At 71.4% G+C, this 21,822-nt stretch carries 17 protein-coding genes and 1 pseudogene; 10 read left to right on the forward strand and 8 right to left on the reverse strand.

Going from position 1 to position 21,822, the window contains the following annotated elements; translation table 11 throughout:
- Positions 1–80 precede the first annotated feature (80 nt).
- From DWB77_RS29805 to DWB77_RS29815, 3 genes are all read left to right on the forward strand, one after another.
- The gene (locus DWB77_RS29805) at positions 81–1,469 is read left to right on the forward strand and encodes a CitMHS family transporter (RefSeq protein ID WP_120724827.1); all 1,389 of its coding nucleotides are present in this window, start codon (positions 81–83) and stop codon (positions 1,467–1,469) included.
- 89 nt (positions 1,470–1,558) lie between these two features.
- Positions 1,559–2,953, forward strand: a complete 1,395-nt coding sequence (locus tag DWB77_RS29810; protein ID WP_120724829.1) for an aldehyde dehydrogenase family protein — start codon at positions 1,559–1,561, stop codon at positions 2,951–2,953.
- A 41-nt stretch (positions 2,954–2,994) separates the two neighbouring features.
- Positions 2,995–4,074: a Zn-dependent alcohol dehydrogenase gene (locus tag DWB77_RS29815; RefSeq protein WP_120724831.1), complete on the forward strand. Its 1,080-nt coding sequence runs from the start codon at positions 2,995–2,997 to the stop codon at positions 4,072–4,074.
- Positions 4,075–4,152: 78 nt separating this feature from the next.
- On the opposite strand, the gene DWB77_RS29820 is transcribed toward DWB77_RS29815, so the two are convergent.
- Complete coding sequence (locus DWB77_RS29820) at positions 4,153–5,151, reverse strand: DMT family transporter (protein ID WP_120724832.1); 999 nt, start codon at positions 5,149–5,151, stop codon at positions 4,153–4,155.
- A 96-nt stretch (positions 5,152–5,247) separates the two neighbouring features.
- Positions 5,248–5,888: pseudogene (locus DWB77_RS29825) on the reverse strand (TetR/AcrR family transcriptional regulator).
- A gap of 66 nt (positions 5,889–5,954) precedes the next feature.
- On the opposite strand from DWB77_RS29825, the gene DWB77_RS29830 reads away from it, so the two are divergent.
- From DWB77_RS29830 to DWB77_RS29840, 3 genes are all read left to right on the forward strand, one after another.
- Entirely contained in the window at positions 5,955–7,106 is a 1,152-nt protein-coding gene (locus DWB77_RS29830; RefSeq protein WP_120724834.1) for an acyl-CoA dehydrogenase family protein, read from the forward strand.
- Between the two features lie 79 nt (positions 7,107–7,185).
- Positions 7,186–7,473: a YiaA/YiaB family inner membrane protein gene (locus DWB77_RS29835; RefSeq protein ID WP_120728412.1), complete on the forward strand. Its 288-nt coding sequence runs from the start codon at positions 7,186–7,188 to the stop codon at positions 7,471–7,473.
- Between the two features lie 71 nt (positions 7,474–7,544).
- Positions 7,545–8,180: a TetR/AcrR family transcriptional regulator gene (locus DWB77_RS29840; RefSeq protein WP_120724836.1), complete on the forward strand. Its 636-nt coding sequence runs from the start codon at positions 7,545–7,547 to the stop codon at positions 8,178–8,180.
- 133 nt (positions 8,181–8,313) lie between these two features.
- Here the strand turns inward: DWB77_RS29840 and DWB77_RS29845 are convergent, their stop codons facing one another.
- Entirely contained in the window at positions 8,314–8,775 is a 462-nt protein-coding gene (locus DWB77_RS29845; RefSeq protein ID WP_120724838.1) for a MaoC family dehydratase, read from the reverse strand.
- 169 nt (positions 8,776–8,944) lie between these two features.
- Between DWB77_RS29845 and soxR the strand changes: the two genes are divergently transcribed.
- Positions 8,945–9,406, forward strand: coding sequence for a redox-sensitive transcriptional activator SoxR (gene soxR, locus DWB77_RS29850; RefSeq protein ID WP_120724840.1), 462 nt, complete (start codon positions 8,945–8,947; stop codon positions 9,404–9,406).
- 70 nt (positions 9,407–9,476) lie between these two features.
- On the opposite strand, the gene DWB77_RS29855 is transcribed toward soxR, so the two are convergent.
- Together DWB77_RS29855 and DWB77_RS29860 are read right to left on the reverse strand one after the other, a co-directional pair.
- The gene (locus DWB77_RS29855) at positions 9,477–10,184 is read right to left on the reverse strand and encodes a 3-keto-5-aminohexanoate cleavage protein (protein ID WP_120728414.1); all 708 of its coding nucleotides are present in this window, start codon (positions 10,182–10,184) and stop codon (positions 9,477–9,479) included.
- Between the two features lie 177 nt (positions 10,185–10,361).
- The gene (locus tag DWB77_RS29860; protein WP_120724842.1) at positions 10,362–10,973 is read right to left on the reverse strand and encodes a hypothetical protein; all 612 of its coding nucleotides are present in this window, start codon (positions 10,971–10,973) and stop codon (positions 10,362–10,364) included.
- A gap of 540 nt (positions 10,974–11,513) precedes the next feature.
- On the opposite strand from DWB77_RS29860, the gene DWB77_RS29865 reads away from it, so the two are divergent.
- Positions 11,514–14,348: a penicillin acylase family protein gene (locus DWB77_RS29865; protein ID WP_120724844.1), complete on the forward strand. Its 2,835-nt coding sequence runs from the start codon at positions 11,514–11,516 to the stop codon at positions 14,346–14,348.
- A gap of 16 nt (positions 14,349–14,364) precedes the next feature.
- Here DWB77_RS29865 and DWB77_RS29870 read toward each other — a convergent pair whose 3' ends face one another.
- From DWB77_RS29870 to DWB77_RS29880, 3 genes are all read right to left on the reverse strand, one after another.
- Complete coding sequence (locus DWB77_RS29870; protein WP_174248648.1) at positions 14,365–15,675, reverse strand: serine-threonine protein kinase; 1,311 nt, start codon at positions 15,673–15,675, stop codon at positions 14,365–14,367.
- 85 nt (positions 15,676–15,760) lie between these two features.
- Complete coding sequence (locus tag DWB77_RS29875) at positions 15,761–17,128, reverse strand: erythromycin esterase family protein (RefSeq protein WP_120724845.1); 1,368 nt, start codon at positions 17,126–17,128, stop codon at positions 15,761–15,763.
- Between the two features lie 116 nt (positions 17,129–17,244).
- Entirely contained in the window at positions 17,245–18,492 is a 1,248-nt protein-coding gene (locus DWB77_RS29880; protein WP_120724847.1) for an exo-beta-N-acetylmuramidase NamZ family protein, read from the reverse strand.
- 827 nt (positions 18,493–19,319) lie between these two features.
- Here DWB77_RS29880 and DWB77_RS29885 point away from each other — a divergent pair.
- The gene (locus DWB77_RS29885) at positions 19,320–20,093 is read left to right on the forward strand and encodes an SDR family oxidoreductase (RefSeq protein ID WP_120724848.1); all 774 of its coding nucleotides are present in this window, start codon (positions 19,320–19,322) and stop codon (positions 20,091–20,093) included.
- On the forward strand, positions 20,090–21,742 hold the full coding sequence (locus DWB77_RS29890; RefSeq protein ID WP_120728419.1) for a class I adenylate-forming enzyme family protein: 1,653 nt from the start codon (positions 20,090–20,092) through the stop codon (positions 21,740–21,742). Before DWB77_RS29885 ends, DWB77_RS29890 begins: the two co-directional genes overlap by 4 nt.
- Positions 21,743–21,822: the final 80 nt, after the last annotated feature.

Here is a 21,822-nt window from a genome sequence, read left to right on the forward strand (position 1 = left end):
AAGGATCGAAACGGCGACCTAACGTCATCCGCACCGCCAGCCCCTGGTGGGAGTTCAAGGGTGAACGTTAGGTGTCCTCCATGCTGACCATCCTCGGCTTCGGCATGATCGCGACCTTCCTGGTCCTGATCATGCTGAAGAAGATGTCGCCGATCGCGGCGCTGGTTCTGATCCCCGCTCTCTTCTGCGTCTTCGTCGGCAAGGGAGCCCATCTCGGCGACTACGTCATCAAAGGCGTCGGCTCGCTGGCGCCGACCGCCGCGATGCTCATGTTCGCGATCATCTACTTCGGCCTGATGATCAACGTGGGCCTCTTCGACCCGATCGTGCGGGGCATCCTGCGCTTCTGCAAGGCCGACCCGATGCGGGTGGTCGTCGGCACGGCGCTGCTCGCCGCGATCGTCTCGCTCGACGGCGACGGCTCCACCACCTTCATGATCACCGTGTCCGCGATGTACCCCCTGTACAAGCGGCTCGGCATGAGCCTGGTGGTGATGACGGGCGTCGCCGCGATGGCCAACGGCGTGATGAACACGCTCCCTTGGGGCGGCCCCACCGCCCGCGCCGCCACCGCCCTCAAGCTGGACGCCTCCGACATCTTCGTGCCGATGATCCCGGCCCTCGCGGTCGGCCTGGTCGCCGTGCTCGTCCTCTCGTACGTCCTCGGCATCCGCGAACGCAAGCGGGTGGGCCACCTTTCCATCGAGTCCATCGAGACGGTTCTGGAGCCCCGCACCGAAGCCGTGCTCGTGGGCACCTCGGGGTCCGACGCGTCCCCCCACCGCCCGGTGGGTGACGCCGGTACCGGCCCGTTGGACGGCGACGACTTCCAGGGGCTCGACTCCGCACGCGAGACCCTGCGGCCCAAGCTGTACTGGTTCAACGCGCTGCTCACCGTCGCGCTGCTCACCTCCATGATCATGGAGTGGCTGCCGATCCCGGTCCTCTTCCTCATCGGCGCGGCCCTCGCCCTGACCGTCAACTTCCCGCACATCCCGGCCCAGAAGGCCCGCATCGCCGCCCACGCCGACAACGTCGTCAACGTCTCCGGGATGGTCTTCGCGGCCGCCGTCTTCACGGGTGTCCTCAACGGCACCGGCATGGTCAAGCACATGGCGGACTGGCTGGTCGGGGTGGTGCCGGACAGCATGGGCTCGCAGATGGGCCTGGTCACCGGGGTGCTCAGCATCCCTCTGACCTACTTCATGTCGAACGACGGCTTCTACTTCGGTGTGGTGCCGGTGCTCGCCGAGGCCGGCGCCGCGCACGGGGTGTCCTCCCTGGAGATCGCCCGCGCCTCGCTCGTCGGCCAGGCCCTGCACATGTCGAGCCCGCTGGTCCCGGCGGTGTACGTGCTGGTCGGCATGGCCAAGGTGGAGTTCGGCGACCACACCCGGTTCACGGTGAAATGGGCGGCCCTGACCTCGATGGTGGTGCTGGGGGCGGGCATTCTTTTCGGCATCATCTGAGCCGGTCCCGCCGGCCACCCCTGGCGCCCAAAAACTAACGGCGCTAGTTTGATCGGCGGACGATGCCTGCGCAGCTCGGGAGGAATGTGATGAAGGCCCACGACGGCATGTACATCGACGGTGAATGGCGGGCCGCCGCGGGCCGCGACACCATCGCCGTGCTCAACCCGGTCGACGAGCAGCTCATCGACCACGTCCCGGCCGGCACGGCCGAGGACGTCGACGCCGCGGTGCGGGCCGCCCGCGCCGCCCTGCCGGCCTGGGCCGCGACCCCGCCCGCCGAGCGCGCCGCCAAGCTCGCGGCGCTGCGGGACGGGCTGCTTGCCCGCAAGGACGAGATAGCCGCGACCATCAGCGCCGAACTGGGCGCCCCGCTCCCGTTCGCACAGGCCGTACAGACGGGACTGCCGATCGCGGTCGCCGGTTCCTACGCCGACCTCGCCGCCTCCTACGCCTTCGAGGAGAAGATCGGGAACTCCACCGTCCATCTGGAGCCGGTCGGCGTCGTCGGCGCGATCACGCCCTGGAACTATCCGCTGCACCAGATCGTCAACAAGGTGGCGCCCGCCCTCGCGGCGGGGTGCACGGTCGTCCTCAAGCCCGCCGAGGACACGCCCCTGACCGCGCAGCTCTTCGCCGAGGCCGTGCACGACATCGGCCTGCCCGCCGGGGTGTTCAACCTCGTCACCGGTCTCGGCCCGGTCGCGGGCCAGGCACTCGCCGAGCACGACGGGGTCGACCTGGTCTCCTTCACCGGCTCGACCGCCGTCGGACGGCAGATCGGCGCCACCGCCGGGGCCGCCGTCAAGCGGGTCGCCCTGGAGCTCGGCGGCAAGTCCGCCAATGTGATCCTGCCCTCCGCCGACCTGGCCAAGGCCGTGAACGTGGGCGTTGCCAACGTCATGGGCAACTCCGGCCAGACGTGCAGCGCCTGGACGCGGATGCTGGTCCACGCCGACCAGTACGACGAGGCCGTCGAGCTCGCCTCGGCCGCCGCGGCCAAGTACACCGTCGGCGACCGCGTCGGCCCACTGGTCAACGCCAAGCAGCTGACGCGCGTGCGCGGGTACATCGACAAGGGCGTCGAGGAGGGCGCGCGCATCGTGGCGGGCGGCTCCGAGGCACCCCTGGAGCGGGGCTACTACGTCGCGCCGACCGTCTTCGCGGACGTCACCCCCGAGATGACCATCGCCCAGGAGGAGATCTTCGGCCCGGTCGTCTCGCTCATCCGGTACGAGGACGAGGACGACGCCCTGCGGATCGCCAACGGCACCGTGTACGGCCTGGCCGGCGCCGTCTGGGCGGGCGACGAAGCGGAGGCGGTGGCCTTCGCGCGCCGCATGGACACCGGCCAGGTCGACATCAACGGCGGACGCTTCAACCCGCTCGCTCCGTTCGGCGGTTACAAGCAGTCGGGGGTGGGCCGCGAACTCGGCGTCCACGGTCTGACCGAGTACCTCCAGACCAAGTCGCTCCAGTTCTGAGCCCCTTCAGCCCTTCCCACCGTTCAGGAGTCACGCACGCCATGGTTCGCGCCGCCGTACTGCCCGCCGTCGGCTCTCCGCTGGAGATCACCGACATCGACCTGCCCGAGCCGGGCCCCGGCCAGGTGCGGGTCCGCCTGGCCGCCGCCGGGGTCTGCCACTCCGACCTCTCCCTCACCAACGGCACCATGCGGGTCCCGGTCCCGGCCGTCCTCGGGCACGAGGGCGCGGGCACCGTCGTCGCCGTCGGCGAGGGCGTCACCTCGGTCGCCCCGGGGGCCGAGGTCGTCCTCAACTGGGCCCCGTCCTGCGGGAGTTGTCACCCGTGTTCGCTCGGCGAGGTGTGGCTCTGCGTCAACGCCCTGAACGGCGCGGCGTCCGTGTACGCCCGCACGGCGGACGGCGCCGAGCTGCACCCGGGCCTGAACGTGGCCGCGTTCGCCGAGGAGACCGTCGTCGCCGAGAACTGCCTGATCCCGCTGCCCGAGGGGATACCGCTCACCGAGGCCGCGCTGCTCGGCTGCGCGGTCCTCACCGGGTACGGGGCGATCCACCACTCGGCGAGGGTGCGCGCGGGGGAGACCGTGGCGGTGTTCGGCGCGGGCGGCGTGGGCCTCGCCACCCTTCAGGCCGCCCGGATCGCGGGCGCCGGGCAGATCATCGCCGTCGACGTCTCCCCCGAGAAGGAGGAGCTGGCCCGCCGGGCCGGCGCGACGGACTACGTGGTCGCCTCCGAGACCACGGCCAAGGACATCCGCCGGCTCACCGGCGGCCACGGCACCGATGTGGCCGTCGAGTGCGTGGGCCGCGCGGTCACCATCCGCACCGCCTGGGAGTCGACCCGGCGCGGCGGCCGAACCACCGTCGTCGGCATCGGGGGCAAGGACCAGCAGGTCACCTTCAACGCCCTGGAGATCTTCCACTGGGGCCGCACCCTCGCGGGCTGTGTGTACGGCAACTGCGACCCCGCGGCCGACCTTCCGGTCCTGGCCGACCACATCCGCTCCGGCCGCCTCGACCTCACCTCGATGGTGTCCGAGCGGATCACCCTCGACGGCATCCCGGCCGCCTTCGACACCATGCTCGCGGGCAAGGGCGGCCGGGCGCTGGTGGTGTTCTGAGGGACCCGGCCGGGTCCCGGTGGTGTCTTGAGGGACCCGGCCGGGAGCTCATGGTGTTCTGAGGGACCCGGCCGGTCCTCAGTCGACCCGCTCCGCCGAGCCGTCGGGCGCGGGCGGGACCGCTCCGGGCTCGGCGGTGGGGGCGGGCACGCCCGTCGCGGCGACACCGCCGCCCTCGCGTGCGGCGGGCCGGGAGCGGGAGACCGCCACACCCGCGAGGCAGATCGCGCCGCCCACCAGCGTGAGCGCGGCCGGCACCTCGTCGAGCACCGCCCAGGACATCAGCACGACCAGGGCGGGCACCACATAGGTCGTCGCGCCCATCCGGCTGGCCGAGGTGCGCGCAAGGGCGTACGCCCAGGTGGTGAAGGCGAGGGCGGTCGGAAAGACGCCGAGGTAGACCATGTTGAGGGTCGCCGAAGCCGGCGCGTGCGAGGCGTCCGAGACCAGCTGCCCGCTGAACGGCAGACAGGTCAGGGCCCCCACCAGGCAGGCGAAGAAGGTCACTTGGAGCGGGCTGCCGTGCCGCAGCGCGGGCTTTTGCAGGACGACTCCGGCCGCGTAGGTGGCCGCCGCGACCAGGCACAGCACCACCCCGAGCACCGAGGCGTGCCCCTCGCCCGACATGGAGAGCCCCACGGCGATCGCGCCCGCGAAGGAGACGGCCATGCCGGCGATCAGCCGCGGCGGCAGTGCCTCGCCGAGGAAGCGCGAGGCGAGCAGGGCCATGAGGATGGGGCCGATGTTCACGATCATCGCGGCGGTACCGGCGTCGACCTGCTGCTCGCCCCAGTTCAGCAGGGCGACCGTGTAGCAGGCGAACCACAGCACTCCGGACGCCACGATGCCGGGCCAGGCGGCGCGCGGCGGCAGCCCTTCACGGCGTATGAGCAGCAGGAGACCGAGCACGAGCGTCCCGGCGAGGAGCCGTCCAAGGGCCAGGGCGCCGGGGGAGTAGGCCGCGCCCGCGCTGCGGATCGACACGAAGGCCGAGGCCCACAGCACGACGGAGACCGCCACCGCGGCCAGGGCGAGCCGAGCGGAACGGCGCTCGGGCGAGAAGTTCGTCAGGGTCATGCGAGGACAGTAAGCGCAGCGGGGTCTGGATCCGGCCGAATTTTCGGCGGGCCCGGCCACCCCGGGCGCCCGGGCGCGAGGGGCGGTTCGGGCCGACTACCGGGCGAGCGCCTCGTACTGGAGGGAGAGCCCGTCGAGCAGGGCCCGCAGCCCCGTCTCGAAGGCGCCCTCGTCGATCTCCTGCTGCCGTTCGGCCAGGAGGTGCGCCTGGCCGAGATGGGGATAGTCCGCCGGATCGTAGGCCGCCTCGTCGTCCACGAAACCGCGGGCGAAGGAGCCGAGCGCCGACCCCATCACGAAGTACCGCATCAGCGCGCCGATCCGGGTCGCCTGGGCGGGGGCCAGCCCGCGGCGACCATCGAGCCGAACACCGCGTCCGCGAGCCGCAGGCCCGCCGGGCGCCGGCCGGGACCCTGGGCCAGGACCGGAACGATGTGGGGGTGGCGGGTCAGGACGGAGCGGTAGGCGAGCGCCCAGTCGTGCAGGGCGGTACGCCAGTCGCGGTCGTCGTCCGCCTCGAACATCGACAGGTCGACCTGGGCGGAGGTGGCGTCCGCGACCGCTTCCAGGATCTCGTCCTTGGTGCGGAAGTGGTTGTAGAGGGAGGGCCCGCTGACCCCGAGCTCGGCGGCCAAGCGCCGGGTCGACACGGCGGCCAGGCCCTCCGCGTCCACCAGCGCGCTCGCCGCCGCGACGATGCGGTCGGTGCTCAGGAGGGGCTTGCGCGGTCGGGCCATGCGGCACATAGTAGGGCCTGCCAACCAAAAACTAGCAGTGGTAATTAAAACTGGGGTGCAGTCACCATGAACCTGGAGCTGAGCGAGGAACAGACGGCGGCCCGGCGGCTGGCCGAGGAGTTCGTCGCGCGCGAGATCACCCCGCACGTCGTCGAGTGGGACCGCTCCGAGAACGTCGACAAATCGATCGTGAAGAAGCTGGGCGCGCTCGGCTTCCTCGGGCTCACCATCGACGAGGAGTACGGCGGCTCGGGCGGTGACCACCTCGCGTACTGCCTGGTCACCGAGGAACTCGGCCGGGGCGACTCCTCGGTCCGCGGCATCGTCTCCGTCTCGCTCGGCCTGGTCACCAAGACGATCGCGTCCTGGGGCGATGAGGAGCAGAAGCGGGCCTGGCTGCCGCGACTGACCTCGGGCGACGCCATCGGCTGCTTCGGCCTCACCGAGCCGGGCACCGGTTCCGACGCGGGCAACCTCACCACGAAGGCGGTCCGCGACGGCGACGCGTATGTGATCAACGGCGCCAAGATGTTCATCACCAACGGCACCTGGGCCGATGTGGTGCTGCTCTTCGCCCGCACCAACGACACCCCGGGCCACCGCGGTGTGTCCGCCTTCCTGGTCCCCACCGACACCCCCGGCCTCACCCGCCGCACCATCCACGGCAAGCTCGGACTGCGCGGACAGGCGACCGCCGAGCTCGTCCTCGACGACGTACGGGTCCCGGCGGGCGCGCTGCTCGGCCCCGAGGGCAAGGGGTTCTCGATCGCGATGTCGGCGCTCGCCAAGGGGCGGATGTCGGTCGCGGCGGGCTGCGTCGGCATCGCCCAGGCCGCCCTGGACGCGGCCGTCGGATACGCGCGCGAACGCGAGCAGTTCGGCAAGCCGATCGCCCACTACCAGCTCGTCCAGGAGCTGATCAGCGACATCTCGGTGGACGTGGACGCCGCCCGGCTCCTCACCTGGCGGGTCGCCGACCTCATCGACCGCGGCGAGGAGTTCGCGACCGCCGCCTCCAAGGCCAAGCTGTTCGCCTCCGAGGCCGCGGTGCGCGCGGCCAACAACGCGCTCCAGGTCTTCGGCGGATATGGCTACATCGACGAGTACCCGGTCGGAAAGCTGCTGCGGGACGCCCGGGTGATGACGCTGTACGAGGGCACGAGCCAGATCCAGAAACTCATCATCGGCCGTGCGGAGACCGGGATTTCGGCGTTCTGAGGGTCACTGGGTCATCTGAGTACGTACTGAGTACGGGAGCGGATGTGGCGCACGCCACGTCCGCTCCATGCTGTCCGTCATGAGTGAGACACCGGTCAAGCAGCAGAACACCGCGGCGTACTACGGACAGGCCGTCGCCGCCTTCTCGATCGCGCTCGTCGCCACCGCGATCGGCATCCTCCGCCTCCAGGCGGACGCCTGGGTCCGCGCCTTCCTGGCCATGGCGGTCCTCTACCTCGTCACCTCCGCCTTCACGCTGGCCAAGGTGATCAGGGACCGGCAGGAGGCCGGCCAGATCGTCAGCCGGGTCGACCAGGCCCGCCTGGAGAAGCTCCTGGCCGAACACGACCCGTTCCAGAAGCTCTAAGCGCTTGCTCACCCTCGGGGTATGGTGTTCGTCCTGCTGAACGAAGCGCGGACGGACGAGAGGGGCGAGCGATGGGTACGGCTGACGTGACCGAGGAGACGGCCGGCGGCGAGGAGAAGCCGTGGGGCGAGGTCACGCCCGAGGCCGCCAGGAGGCTGCTCGTCGCCGCCGTCGAGGCCTTCGCCGAGCGCGGGTACCACGCCACCACCACCCGCGACATCGCGGGCCGGGCCGGCATGAGCCCGGCCGCGCTCTACATCCACTACAAGACCAAGGAAGAGCTGCTCCACCGGATCAGCCGGATCGGCCACGACAAGGCCCTGGAGATCCTGCGGTCCGCGGCCGAAGGGGAGGGCAGCGCCGCCGAGCGGCTCTCCGCCGCCGTGCGCTCCTTCGTCCGCTGGCACGCGGGGCACCACATGACGGCGCGCGTGGTCCAGTACGAGCTCGACGCGCTCGGCGCCGAGCACCGCGGCGAGATCGTGGAACTGCGACGCCAGAGCGACGCCGCGGTGCGCCGCATCCTGGGCGACGGTGTGGCCGCGGGCGAGTTCGACGTCCCGGACGTGCCGGGCACCACCCTCGCCGTGCTGTCGCTCTGCATCGACGTGGCGCGCTGGTTCAACACCGAGGGACGCCGGACGCCCGACGAGGTCGGCGCGCTCTACGCCGACCTCGTACTGCGCATGGTGGGCGCCCAGAAGTAGCGGCGGCCCGGGGGCACTTGGGGCGTGCGGGGCCGGCGGGTGTCGGCGGGGAGGTCCGGCCCGGCGGTCAGGGGCATCGGCCGGGCGGGCAGGCCCGTCGGGCGGGGAGGTGCCGGGAAAAATCCGGGGCCGCTCAGAAGAAGTAGCGCGAGACCGACTCGGCCACGCACACCGGCTTGTCGCCGCCCTCGCGCTCGACGGTGACCTTCGCGGTGACCTGGACGCCGCCGCCCGCCTCCACGACCTCCGTCAGCTCCGCGGTGGCGCGCAGCCGCGAGCCGACCGGCACGGGGGAGGGGAAACGGACCTTGTTCGTGCCGTAGTTGATGCCCATCTTCATGCCTTCGACGCGCAGGACCTGCGGGACCAGCGTCGGCAGCAGCGACAGGGTGAGATAGCCGTGCGCGATCGTCGTCCCGAACGGTCCGGTCGCGGCCCGGGCCGGGTCGACGTGGATCCACTGGTGGTCGCCGGTGGCGTCGGCGAACAGGTCGATCCGCTTCTGGTCGATCTCCAGCCAGTCGCTGTGCCCGAGCTGCTCGCCCACCCCGGCCTTCAACTCCTCGGCGGACGTGAAGATCCTCGGCTCTGCCATGTCCTTGGTCCCTGCCTCTCGCGACGCTCTCACCGTCATGGAAACCGCCTGCGCACGCTCCTGTACAAGCGCTTGCTCAGCAAGCTCAGCATGGGCGGGACCGCCGGTCCTGTCAACGATGTCCCGGGCGGCCCCGAGGGCCCGCCCGGCGGCCAGTAGGGTTCGAGGGGTGCCGCAGATTCCAGAGAAGATCCACGAGCTCACGGTCGGCCAGCTGTCCGCGCGCAGTGGCGCAGCCGTGTCCGCCCTGCACTTCTACGAGACCAAGGGCCTGATCGTCAGCCGCCGGACCTCCGGCAACCAGCGCCGCTACGGCCGCGACACCCTGCGCCGCGTCGCCTTCATCCGGGCCGCGCAGCGCGTCGGCATTCCGCTGGCCACGATCCGGGACGCCCTGGCCGCGCTTCCCGAGGAGCGCACCCCGACCAAGGAGGACTGGGCGCTCCTGTCCGAGAACTGGCGTGCCGAACTCGACCGGCGGATAAGCCAGTTGGGCCGGTTGCGCGACCATCTCTCGGACTGCATCGGCTGCGGCTGTCTGTCCCTCGACACCTGTGTGCTGTCCAATCCGGACGACGTCTTCGGCACCAGCAGGACCGGCTCCCGCCTCCTCGCCGAACGCAAGGCCTGACCTTCCGGCCGGTCGCGCACGCCGGGGCGCGGAACGGCTGGGCCCCGGGTGTCGTGCGGGCCCGGTACACCTACGCGCGGCCCAGCGCCGCGCTCACCAACTGGGCGTTGGAGGCGGCACGTTGACCGTCCGGCAGGACCAGCACGTCCTCCAGGCCCACGCGGGTGTCGAGGCCGAGCGCGAGCGCCAGACGCAGCACCGGCCAGGCGTGGTCGTCCTCGCCGTGCAGCAGCACGGGCCTGCCGTGCGCGGCGCCGAGCTCGGCGAGGAGGGCGCGGGCCGTCGGCTCGGCGGCCCCCTGCGCGGGGTCGGTCACCTCGGCCAGAACACGCAGCACCCTCGGCCCGAGCGGGGAGGCGAGAAAGCGCCGGGCCGCGTCGGTGCCGGACCAGATGCCCGCCTCGATGCCCACCCCCCGGTCGAGCAGCGCGGCCGCCACCGCCTCGGCGCCCTCCTCGTGCCAGTTGACCGAGGCGTAGTCGGGCAGCACCGTCCAGGACTTGACGCGCTCCACACGGCGCGCCGGATCGGGCTCGGCCCAGGCGCCGGTGGTGACGCCCACCGGCACGCTCACCACGGCCCGTATCGCCTCCAGCGCCGGTCCCACCACACCAGGTGAGAGCGAGTCGTCGCCGCAGGGCGTCTTGGGGTGGACGTGGATCTCGGCGGCGCCGGCGGCCACCGCATCGGCCGCGGAGCGCGCGAGGGCGGCCGGGGACAACGGCACCATCGCGCCGTCGGCCGCGCCGCGGGCGCCGTTCAGACAGACCTGGATCATGTCTTCGAGGGTGCCAGAGCCCACTGACATCGACGCCGGAAGGGGCCGACGGGAATCATCGTGATCCCCCGGGGACGGAGGAATCGGGGACGGAAGAATCGGGAACGGAGGAAGAGGACGCAGGAGGCGAGGGGTCGGGTGGCACCGCGGGGGAGAGTCGGCTCGCCCCCGCGCCGCTCACGCCACCGATGCCAGTTCTCCGCGACGTGCCGCCTTGGCCCGGGACAGTGCCTCCGGGGTCAGTACCGGCTGCGGCACCAGGATCCCGCAGCCCGAGCACACCGGGCCGAACCACGGCTCGTGGGACAGGTCCTGGCTCCACACCAGCCGACTCTCCCGGCACACCGGGCACAGCGTGCCGGGTTGGGCCCGCAGCGCCGCGATCATGCGGCCGAGCACCACGGCCAGCGGTTCGACGGGATGCGTCCGGGGGTCGTCGCACCACGCCACTCCGAAACCGCCCCAGGTGCGCCGGTGCCAGTCGTCGAAGGAACCCGGCCGCCGCAGTCCGGCGTGCTTCTCGCGCTTCCTGCGCGCCGCGAACTCCACTTCGTAGGCGAGCCAGACGGCCCTGGCCGCCTCCAACTCCTCCAGCGCGGCCACCAGCCGCGCCGGATCGGGGGCCCGGTCCTCGGGCCCGATGCGGTGCCTGCGGCACAGATGGTCCCAGGTCGCCCGGTGCCCGTAGGGGGCGAACCGCTCCAGACACTTGCGCAGCGAATAGCGCCGCAACGCGAGATCGTTCCTCGGGTCGCGCACCTGTCTCGCCAGACTGCGGAATCCAGCCATGGCCCTGCCACCTCCGTCGCTCGTACTTCGGCGTCGAGGAATGGACGTACCGGAAGACGATCCGGCTCCATCGAATTTCCGATGAGGTCCATTACGGGGGATTCGCCTACCCTGTCCCAACCGTTGGAATCCGATTCTCACGAACTCCTCAGAAGGTGGCCCATACCCGACGGTCACGCCGCCGACCTGCTGGAACGGTCGAAGTGCCAGGTCGCGGGAGGCCCGGGAGGGTTCGCAACGCGCCAGGTGATCCGCACCGTCGGACGCCTCATGAATCCCTTCAACACCTCCGCTCGCCGTGGTCACTTGTGCCCCGACGACCCGACCGGTATTCCTCGACCTCCCCCAACACCGCGCAGTCCGAAGGTGATACGCGCACCGACGGAGGCGGCATGGATACGGCGTGCGGTGGTACGCCTTCGGAACGCGAAGCCGATCGGGCGGGCGTGTGGGGATTCGGAGAAGGTGACGCATGTTCACCTTACGGCGCGGCGTACCCCCCAGTAGCGTCCGGCGCATCGGCCCCCACTAGGAGCGCGCATGCGACGACGCACCGCACGGCTCACAACAGCCGCCACCACCAACAGACTTCGACGGGTCAAGGGCATCGGACGCGGCAGAGCCGCCGCCTGTGCCGCCACCGTCATCGCCCTCTCCGCCGCCCTGCTCGGACCCGCGATCCCGGCCGGCGCCGCCGAGCCCGCCGACGGGGACCACTGTCAGGGGCAGTGCTCCGACATCCTGCCGCCGGGCGCCAACGGCAACGCCACCCTCGTCGAGATCCTCGGCAACAAGCTGTTCGGGACCCACCCCGCCCACAGCGACGACGAGCTCGGCAAGTACGACGCACTGGTCGCGGGCCAGTCCTCGCTCACCGACGACAAGCTCAACGCCTTCTTCAACGACGCCTCCTTCGGGGTGCCCAGCGGGCAGGTACAGTCGACCAGTTCACCCCGCCCCGACGTCACCATCACCCGGGACAAGGCGACGGGCGTGCCGCACATCAAGGGCACCACGCGCTACGGCACCGAGTACGGCGCCGGATACGCGGCGGGCCAGGACCGGCTCTGGCTCATGGACCTCTTCCGGCACATCGGACGCGGCGAACTCACCTCCTTCGCGGGCGGCGCCCTCGCCAACCAGGGTCTTGAACAGGAGTTCTGGCCGCAGGCCCCGTACACCGAGGCCGATCTCCAGGCGCAGGTCGACCGCATCCGCACCGGCAACGGCGCCCGCGGCGAACAGGCCATGGCCGACGCCCAGGCCTATGTGGACGGCATCAACGCCTATGCCAAGCAGTCCAAGGACGGCCGTTACTTCCCCGGCGAGTACGTCCTCACCGGCAAGATCGACTCCATAACGAACGTGGGGGAGATCCAGCCCTTCAAGCTCACCGACCTGATCGCGCTCGCCTCCGTCGTGGGCGGCTTGTTCGGCGGCGGCGGAGGCGGGGAGGTGCAGGCCGCGCTCTCGCTCCAGGCCGCGCAGGCCAAGTACGGCGTCGCCGAAGGCACCAAGGTCTGGGAGTCCTTCCGCGAGCGCGACGACCCCGAGGCCGTGCTCACCGTCCACGACGGCACCAGCTTCCCGTACGCGGGCAAGCCCGCCAACGCCCGGGGCACCGCGCTGCCGGACCCCGGCTCCGTCGTCCCCGAACAGCTCGTCTACGACCGCACCGGCTCCGCCAACACCCAGGCCAAGGCGGACGTGAAGGCCCCGCCGAAGCTCGCGCCACTGAAGGGCATGTACGACAACGGCGTGCTGCCCGGCATCGACCTCGGCAAGCCGCGCGGCATGTCCAACGCCCTCGTGGTCTCCGGCTCGCACACCGCGAGCGGCCACCCCGTGGCCGTGTTCGGTCCCCAAACCGGCTACTTCGCGCCACAGTTGCTGATGCTCCAGGAGATCCAGGGACCCGGCATCAGCGCCCGGGGCGCCTCCTTCGCCGGCGTCGGCATGTACGTCCAGCTCGGCCGCGGCCAGGACTACGCCTGGTCGGCCACCTCCGCGGGCCAGGACATCACCGACACCTACGCGGTGGAGCTGTGCCAGGACGCCACCCACTACCTCTACCGCGGCACCTGCACGCCCATGGAGAAGATGGAGAAGGCCAACTCCTGGAAGCCGACCGTCGCCGACACCACCGCGGCCGGCTCCTACCGGATGCAGGTCTGGCGCACGAACTACGGCATCGTCACGGCCCGCGCCACCGTGGGCGGCAAGCCCGTCGCCTACACCTCGCTGCGCTCCACCTACCGCCACGACGCGGACTCGATCATCGGCTTCCAGATGATGAACGACCCCACCTTCGTCAAGGACGCCCAGTCCTTCCAGGAGGCGGCCCGCTCCGTCGACTACACCTTCAACTGGTTCTACGCGGACTCCCGCACCGCCGCCTACTACAACAGCGGCCTCAACCCGGTGCGCAACCCCGACGTCGACCCGTCGCTTCCCGTCAAGGCGGAGCAGGCCTACGAATGGCAGGGCTTCGACCCCACCTCCAACACGGCCGGCTACACCCCGCCCGCCCAGCACCCCCAGTCGATCGGCCAGGACTACTACGTGTCCTGGAACAACAAGCAGGCCAAGGAGTACTCCACGGCCGGCTTCGGCGACGGCTCCGTGCACCGGGCCAACCTCCTCGACGACCGGGTGAAGGCACTGGTCGCCCAGGGAGGTGTCACCCGCTCCTCGCTGACCCGGGCCATGGCCCAGGCCGCCGTCACCGACCTGCGCGGTGAGGACGTGCTGCCCGAACTCCTCAAGGTGCTGCACAGCGCGCCCGTGACCGACCCCCAACTGGCCACCGCCGTCCAGCAGTTGGACGCCTGGAAGGCCGACGGCACCCAGCGCCGCGAGACCTCTCAGGGCTCCCACACCTACACCCACCCCGACGCCGTCCGCCTCATGGACGCCTGGTGGCCGCTGCTCGTCGAGGCCGAGTTCCGGCCCGGACTCGGCGATCCGCTCTACAACGCCCTGACCACCAACCTGGGCATCGACGAGGCCCCCTCGGCGGGCCACGGCCCGACCGGCTCCCACGCGGGCTCCGCCTTCCAGTACGGCTGGTGGAGCTATGTCGACAAGGATCTGCGGACGGTCCTGGGCGAGCCCGTGCAGGGCCCGCTGGGCCGCGCCTTCTGCGGCGACGGCAAGCCGGCCGCCTGCCGTGACAGCCTGCTCGGCACGCTCAAGCAGGCCGCCGCCAAGACCCCGGCCCAGGTCTACCCCGGGGACGCCGGCTGTTCGGCGGGCGACCAGTGGTGCGCCGACAGCATCGTCCAGCGCCCGCTGGGCGGCATCACCCAGTCGGTGATCAACTGGCAGAACCGGCCGACCTACCAGCAGGTCGTCGAGTTCCCCAGCCACCGCTAGCCGGGGCGGCCGCGGGTCAGATCCTCACGATCCGGCCCGCGGCCAGCACCAGCCGGGCGAGCTCCGGATGGCAGATGTCGCTGTGCGACCCGGACGGCGGCCCGCCCGCCTTCACCACCGAGGACGCGTCGACACTGACACAGCCCGAGTCCGGCACCCCGTCGCGCAGCGCCTCGGCGAGCGTGAGCGTGGTGCAGGGGGTCACGGCCTGGATACCGTCGTGACCGATCGCCCACCACCGCCGGTCCAGGCCGGGCAGCTCGCTCGCGTAGTCCCCGGACAGCGCGGAGGCCAGCGGGTAGATGACGCCCAGTGCGGTGTCGGAGCGCGAGTAGCAGGACACGACCGGGCCGTCGGCACGGTCCTGCGCGTCGCTCAGCGCACCCGCCCCCGGCAGACCGTCCGGCAGCCGCTCGGCGAAGGCGTAATGGGAGAAGGCCCCTTCGAGCAAGGTCACCGACTTCACATTGCGCGCCCCGCGCGGCAGCCCCTTGAGGGCGAAGGCCACCAGCCGGGCCCCCTGGCTGTGTCCCACGAGATGAATGCGCAAGTCCGGCCTGGACAAGGAGAGTTGGCCGATGAGGGGACCGAGACCGAGCTGGCCCACTGTGCCCGCCCGATGCTTCATCTCGTAGTACGTCAGCTGACGCAACACCTCCTTCGCCCCGTCCCACAGGTGCTTGAGGGAGCCACCGATCGAGAACGAGGGCCCCGGCGGCCCCGCCTCCACGGGCATCCCGGTGTCCGCGAGGGCCGCGGTGAACCTCTGACACAGCGTCAGCGTGTCGTCGGTGAGGATCGCGGCCGAGACGCCCTGGCCGTTCTCCGCCGCCAGGTCACCCATGGCCCCCGCTCTGCCCGCCCCGGTCGTCACCAGCCGCCGGCTCAGCAGCCCGAACTCCTCGAACGCCTCCTGCGCGTCCGGCCGTTGGGCGAGCAGAGCGGCGATCCGGTCGACGTCCGCGTCCTGGCCGGGGAAGAACCCTTTGAGTGCGGCCACGGTCCTCTCGTCGAGCCCTGGTGCGGGGTCGGTCTGCGTGGCGTGCGGAAAGTTCGGGATGGTCTCGTCCGTGAAGCGGATCGAGGGCCAGGTCACCCCGCCGTACCCCAGCCGTACCCCCGACGTGCCCGAGAGCAGCGCGGGGAACGGTGCGAAGAAGGCCCGGTACAGGCCCCGGGCCGTGTCCGGGGTGTTGTTCCAGCCGTGCGCGAACAGCACCAGATCGGTGGCGTCCACGCCGGTCAGGGCCGTGCGCTCGGCGGGATCGGCGTCGCCGTCCGCGTCAAAGGTGATCTCCCGGTACGGCTCGACTCCGATGTCCGCCATGACCCCGACCTCCGGTCCGCTCGACGATGAGCGAGCCCATCGTCCCGCCGGACCGGGGAGCTGACCATACGGAGGACCAAGGCGGTCAGAGCCGGTCGGCAGCCCGCACCCGGTGCAGATGGATCAGGATGTCGAACGAGGCCCCCAGGCGGGTCCGTTCGACCTCGGCCGGCCAGGCGTTGCCTATGGAACGGGTCGGCCGGGTCACGGCCAGCCAGGCGCGGGCGGGCCGGGAGGCGGCACGCAGATCCAGGTAGAAGTCGCGCGGCGACACCCGCTCCAGGACCTCCTCGTTGCTGCCCGCGCCGAGCGGAGGCACCGAGAAGGTGCGGATCGGCTCGGCCGGGTCGGTGAGGTCGAAGGCGTTGAACGAGCCCTGCCCGAAGGTGAAGCCGATGCTCACATACCGGCTGCCGATGGCCTCCCGGAGGAAGGCGCCCTGCATTTTCGGGTATTCGCCGTCGCCGGTGGGCTCGTAGCCGACGTGACCGTTGTGCGCGGACAACAGCATGCGGTGCCCGGTGTGCCGCTGCCACCACAGCGTGTTCTCCGCCATGACCCGGTCCCGGTAGCCCCGGGACGCGCGCAACTGCTCCGGGTCGTCGAAGTCGTAGCCGAACTGCTGACCCGTCTGCGCGATGGTGCGGGCGTCCTGCACCACCCAGTCGAATGCCTCCGCGTCCGCGCCCGGATGCTGCGCCGACAGCAGGGCGTAGGCGCGGGCGGTGTCGGCGGCCATCCGTTGGCGCTCGTTCATGGGGCGCCGGAGGTAGGACATCATCGTGTCACCGACGCCCGCCGTGGGCCGTGACTGCCGGTAGAGCCGGTCGATCTCGGGCAGCAGCTTCGGGTAGTGCCGCGCCGTGTACGCCGTCACCCGGTCGAACAGCGCCGGACCCGCGTAGCCCATGTCGTCCCCCATGAACTGCACCTGGTTGGCGGGGTGGTGCTGGTTGTAGCCCCGCATCCAGCGGATCAGGTCCAGATACTCCTGGGTGTCCCACACGGTGTACGACCCCTGGAACTCCTCGTGCACGACGCGCTCCGGGTCGCCCTTGCCGTACCGCACGTAGTCATTGACGCGCAGGCCCGAACTCCAGCTGACCTCAAGGGCGAAGGTGGTGAAACCCCGCTGCTCGACGAGGTACTGGAAGACGCGCTGTTTGGTCGCGAAGAACTCGTGCGAGTTGTGCGTGGCCTCGCCCAGGCCCACGATGTCCGCCCCTGCCGTCATGCGGCCCAGCGGGCGCGGATCGCTCAGCGGCACGGCGCCGCGCGCCAGTTCCCGTACCGGATCGGAGGGCAGCGCGGGGCCGGCGGGGAGGGGAGCGGCGCGGGCCGGCGGCACGGTGGTCAGTAGGCCGAGGCACAGGGTGAGCAGGAGCAGCACGGCCCCCCGCCCCGACAGGGGGGACCGCCTCGACCGGTGGAGAGTTTCCGTGAAGAGGTTCATGGATCAAGGGTGTCGGTCGCGAGGCCCCTTTCCCAGCGTGGCACCCCCACCAACGAGGCGGGGGTTAGCACCAGTTCACAGGGTTCGGCCAGCACGTCCTTCCCCCTGTCGGCGGCTCAGTCGTACAGCAGATGCTCCGCGCGCAGGGCGCGGAACGCCCTGAGCCCCGGCTGCCAGGCGGCGACGATGTCGTCCGTGCTCGCGCCGGCGTCGATCATCGTGCGGACCAGGGCGGAGCCCGTGAGCTTGTCGACCCAGTGGTCCGGACGCCACGCGAAGCCGGCCCACACGCGTTTGGCGGTCACCAGGGCCGCGATGCCGGTACGGACCGGGTCGAACAACCTCCGTTCGTGGACGTGGAGTTGAACCCCTCCCACGGTCTTCCCCGCGAACTTGGAGAAGGTCGGCGCGAAGTACGCCTCGCGGAACCGGACGCCGGGCAGGGCGAGCGCGTCGAGCGCGGCCGCCCAGCGGCCGTCGAGCCCCTCGGCGCCGAGCAGCTCGAACGACCGTGTCGTGCCGCGCCCCTCCGACAGGTTGGTGCCTTCGAACAGACAGGTGCCGGAGTAGACGAGGGCGGAGTCCGGGGTCGGCATGTTGGGGCTCGGCGGCACCCACGGCAGGCCGGTGCGGTCAAAGAAGTCCGAGCGCCGCCACCCGGACATGCGCACGGTGGTCAACCGCACCTTCCCGCCCAGGAACTCGGCGTTGAAGAGGCGGGCGAGCTCGGCGGCGGTCATCCCGTGCGCCTGGGAGATGGGCACGCGTCCGACGAAACTGGCGAACGCCGGGTCCAGGACCGGGCCGTACGCGGCTCGCCCCGTCACCGGGTTCGGCCGGTCGAGGACCACGAACCTCTTGCCCGCGAGGGCCGCGGCCTCCATGCAGTCGTACAGCGTCCAGATGTAGGTGTAGAAGCGGGCGCCGACGTCCTGGATGTCGAAGACGACCGTGTCCACGCCGGAGGCGCCGAAGATGTCCGCGAGGGCGCGGCCGCTCTTGGTGTACGTGTCGTACACGGGCAGCCCGGTCGCCGGATCGTCGTAGCGGCCCTGCGAACCGCCGGCCTGGGCGGTGCCGCGGAAGCCGTGTTCGGGGCCGAAGACGGCGACGAGGTGCACGCGGGGGTCGGCGTGCATGACGTCCACGAAGTGCCGTACGTCTCGGGTCACTCCGGTGGGGTTGGTGACGAGGCCGACCTTCTGGTTGGTGAGGTCGGTGTAGGCGGTGGTGGTGAGGTGGTCGAAGCCGGTGCGGGTTTGGGTGGGGGCGGCCGCCCTCGCGGGTGCGCTTGTGCCGAGGGCTGTGGTGGTGGCGCCGGTGGTTAGGGCTCCTGTGAGGAGGGTTCGTCTGGGGAGGGTCATTTGGGGGGCCTCCTCCGGGGGATGGGTGGGGTGGGCACGGTACAGCGCGTTGAACGGCCTGACCCCCTGGGGCTCCGCCCCAGACCCCGCGGGTTCGCCCACCCACCCGCCCGTGACGGGGGTTGGACAGCCCGGGCCCCTGGGGCTCCGCCCCAGACCCCGTATCGCGCCTTAAGGGCGCTCGTCCTCAATCGCCGGACGGGCTGAGGGGGCCGACGCGGGCCCGCACCGAGCAGTTAGGGGCGCGGGGAACTGCGCGACCAGCCCCCCACGACCCGCAGCCGAAAACGGGTTTTCAGGGGCGCGAGGAACTGCGCGAGAAGCGACCACGGCCCGCAGGCCGAGAGCGGGGTTAGGGGCGCGGGGAACTGCGCGACCAGCCACGCACGGTGCGAGGACGAAAACGGGTTTTGAGGGGCGCGAGGAACTGTGCGAGAAGCGACCACGGCCCGCAGGCCGAGAGCGGGGTTAGGGGCGCGGGGAACTGCGCGGGACGCGGGCACGGTCCGCGGACGGCCGAGCACCTAAGGGGCGCGGGGAACTGCGCGATCAGCCACGCACGGTGTGAGGGCGCAAGGGGGTTAGGGGCGCGGGGAACTGCGCGATCAGCCACGCACGGTGTGAGGGCGCAAGGGGGTTGGGGGCGCGGGGAAGTGGTACGGGCCGCAGGGCCGGAGCGGCAGTAGGGGGTGGTGGTGGCGCGGGGCCGGCCGTGGCCGCCCGGGCCGTCGGGAGGAGGCCGTGGGGCCTCGCGGGTTGGGGGTTTCGGGGGGCATACCGACCGGTTAGTCTGTCGGGGCATCCGGCACGCAGAGAGGCGGGTCTCCATGAGCACGGGACAGACGGCCGAGGGCACCACCGTGGTGGTCACCGGCGCGGGCGGCGGCATCGGCGCCGCCCTCGCCCGTAGATTCGCGGCGCAGGGCGCCCGGGTCGTCGTCAATGATCTGGACGCGGACAAGGCCCGCAGGACCGCCGAGGAGATCGGCGCCATCGCCGTGCCGGGCGACGCCTCCACCGTCGTGGGGGCCGCCCGCGACGCCCTGGGCGGGACCATCGACGTCTACTGCGCCAACGCGGGCCTGGGCTCGGGCGGTTCGGAGTCCGCGCCCGAGGACGTGTGGGCCGCCGCCTGGGACGTCAATGTGATGGCCCACGTCCGCGCGGCCCGTGAGCTGCTGCCCGATTGGCTGGAGCGCGGACGGGGCCGCTTCGTGTCGACCGTCTCCGCCGCCGGCCTGCTCACGATGATCGGCGCGGCGCCGTACAGCGTCACCAAGCACGGCGCGCTGGCCTTCGCCGAATGGCTGTCGCTGACCTACCGCCACCGCGGCATCCAGGTCCACGCCATCTGCCCGCAGGGGGTGCGCACCGACATGCTGGCCGACACCGGGACCGCCGGTGACCTCGTGCTCAAGCCCACCGCGATCGAGCCGGACGAGGTCGCCGACGCGCTCTTCGCCGCGATGGCGGAGGATCGCTTCCTGGTGCTGCCGCACCCCGAGGTCGCCGACTACTACACGGCCCGCGCCGCCACCCCGGACCGCTGGCTGACCAGCATGAACCACCTTCAGCAGAAGTGGGAGGCGAGCGCCGGATGAGCTCGATCTATGCGACCAAACCCTGGCTTTCCCAGCTCAGCGCCGCCCAGCGGGCGGACATCGACCCGCCGGAGACGGTGCTCGACTCCTTCCGCGCCGCCGTCGCCCGCGCCCCCGAACACACCGCGCTCGCCTACTTCGACGGCCGGCTCAGCTACCGCGAGGTCGATGAGCTGTCCGATTCCGTGGCCGGTCACCTCGCCGCGCGGGGCCTGGTGCGGGGCGACCGGGTCGCGCTCATGCTCCAGAACAGCCCGCACTTCGTGATCGCCCTGCTCGGCGCGTGGAAGGCCGGGGCCACCGTCGTGCCGCTCAACCCGATGTACAAGGCGGGCGAGGTCGCGCACGTCCTGCACGACGCCGAGGCCGCCGCGCTGATCTGCTCCGACCGCGCCTGGGAGGGCTATCTGCGCGACACTGCGGCCGACTCCCCGGTGCGCGTCGCGCTCACCGCCTGCGAGCTCGACCTCCAGAGCCGCGACGACGAGCGGGTCCTCGGCTTCGAGCGGCTGCCCGTGGCCGCCGATGCCGACGACCTTCTCGCTGTCGCCCGGCAGGGCCTCGCCGCCCCCTCGGGACGGGAACTCGGCGGTGGGGACACGGCGTTGATCAGTTACACCTCCGGCACCAGCGGGACCCCCAAAGGCGCGATGAACACCCATCGCGGCATCACCTACCAGGCGGAGAGGCAGCGCACCGGGCATCCGATACCGCCGGGCGCGGGCTACTTCGCGCTCGCTCCGCTCTTCCACATCACCGGCATGGTCTGCGAGCTGGCGACGTGCGTCGCCAACGCGGGCACCCTCGTCCTGACCTACCGCTTCCACCCGGGCGTCGTCCTGGACGCGTTCGTCGAGCACCGCCCCGCCTACACGGTCGGACCCTCCACGGCCTTCATGGCGCTCGCGGCCACCCCCGGAGCCACCCCCGAGCACTTCGCCTCCTTCAAGCTCATCTCCTCGGGCGGCGCGCCCCTGCCGCCCGCGCTCGTCGAGAAGTTCCGCGAGGGCTTCGGACCGTACATCCGCAATGGCTACGGCCTCACCGAGTGCACCGCCCCCTGTGCCTCGGTGCCACCCGAGAAGGAGGCGCCCGTCGACCCGGTCTCCGGCACCCTGTCGGTCGGCGTGCCCGGCCCCGAGACGGTCGTACGGATCGTCGGCCCCGAAGGCAAGGAGGTCCCCTTCGGCGAGCAGGGGGAGATCGTGGTGCGCGGGCCCCAGGTCGTGCCCGGTTACTGGCGCCGGCCCGAAGCCACCGTCGAGGCGTTTCCCGACGGCGAACTGCGCACCGGCGACATCGGGTTCATGGACCGCGACGGCTGGCTCTATGTGGTCGACCGCATGAAGGACATGATCAACGCGTCCGGCTTCAAGGTCTGGCCGCGCGAGGTCGAGGACGTCCTGTACAGCCACCCGGCGGTCCGCGAGGCAGCCGTCGTGGGCATCCCGGATTCCTACCGCGGGGAGAGCGTCAAGGCGTACGTCAGTCTGCGCCCGGGCGCCGAGGCGGGCCCGGCCGAGCTCGCCGCGTACTGCAAGGAGCGGCTCGCCGCCTACAAATACCCCCGCGAGGTGGAGATCCTGGCGGAGCTTCCCAAGACCACGAGTGGGAAGATCCTCAGGCGGGAGCTGCGCACCCAGGCGTAGTACCCCCCGGCCCCGGCCGGCGGACCCGCCCGGCACGACCGGTACAGCACGAACAGCACCAACAGCACGAAGAGCACACG

Source organism: Streptomyces hundungensis, assembly GCF_003627815.1.
In the GTDB taxonomy this organism is placed as follows: domain Bacteria; phylum Actinomycetota; class Actinomycetes; order Streptomycetales; family Streptomycetaceae; genus Streptomyces; species Streptomyces hundungensis_A.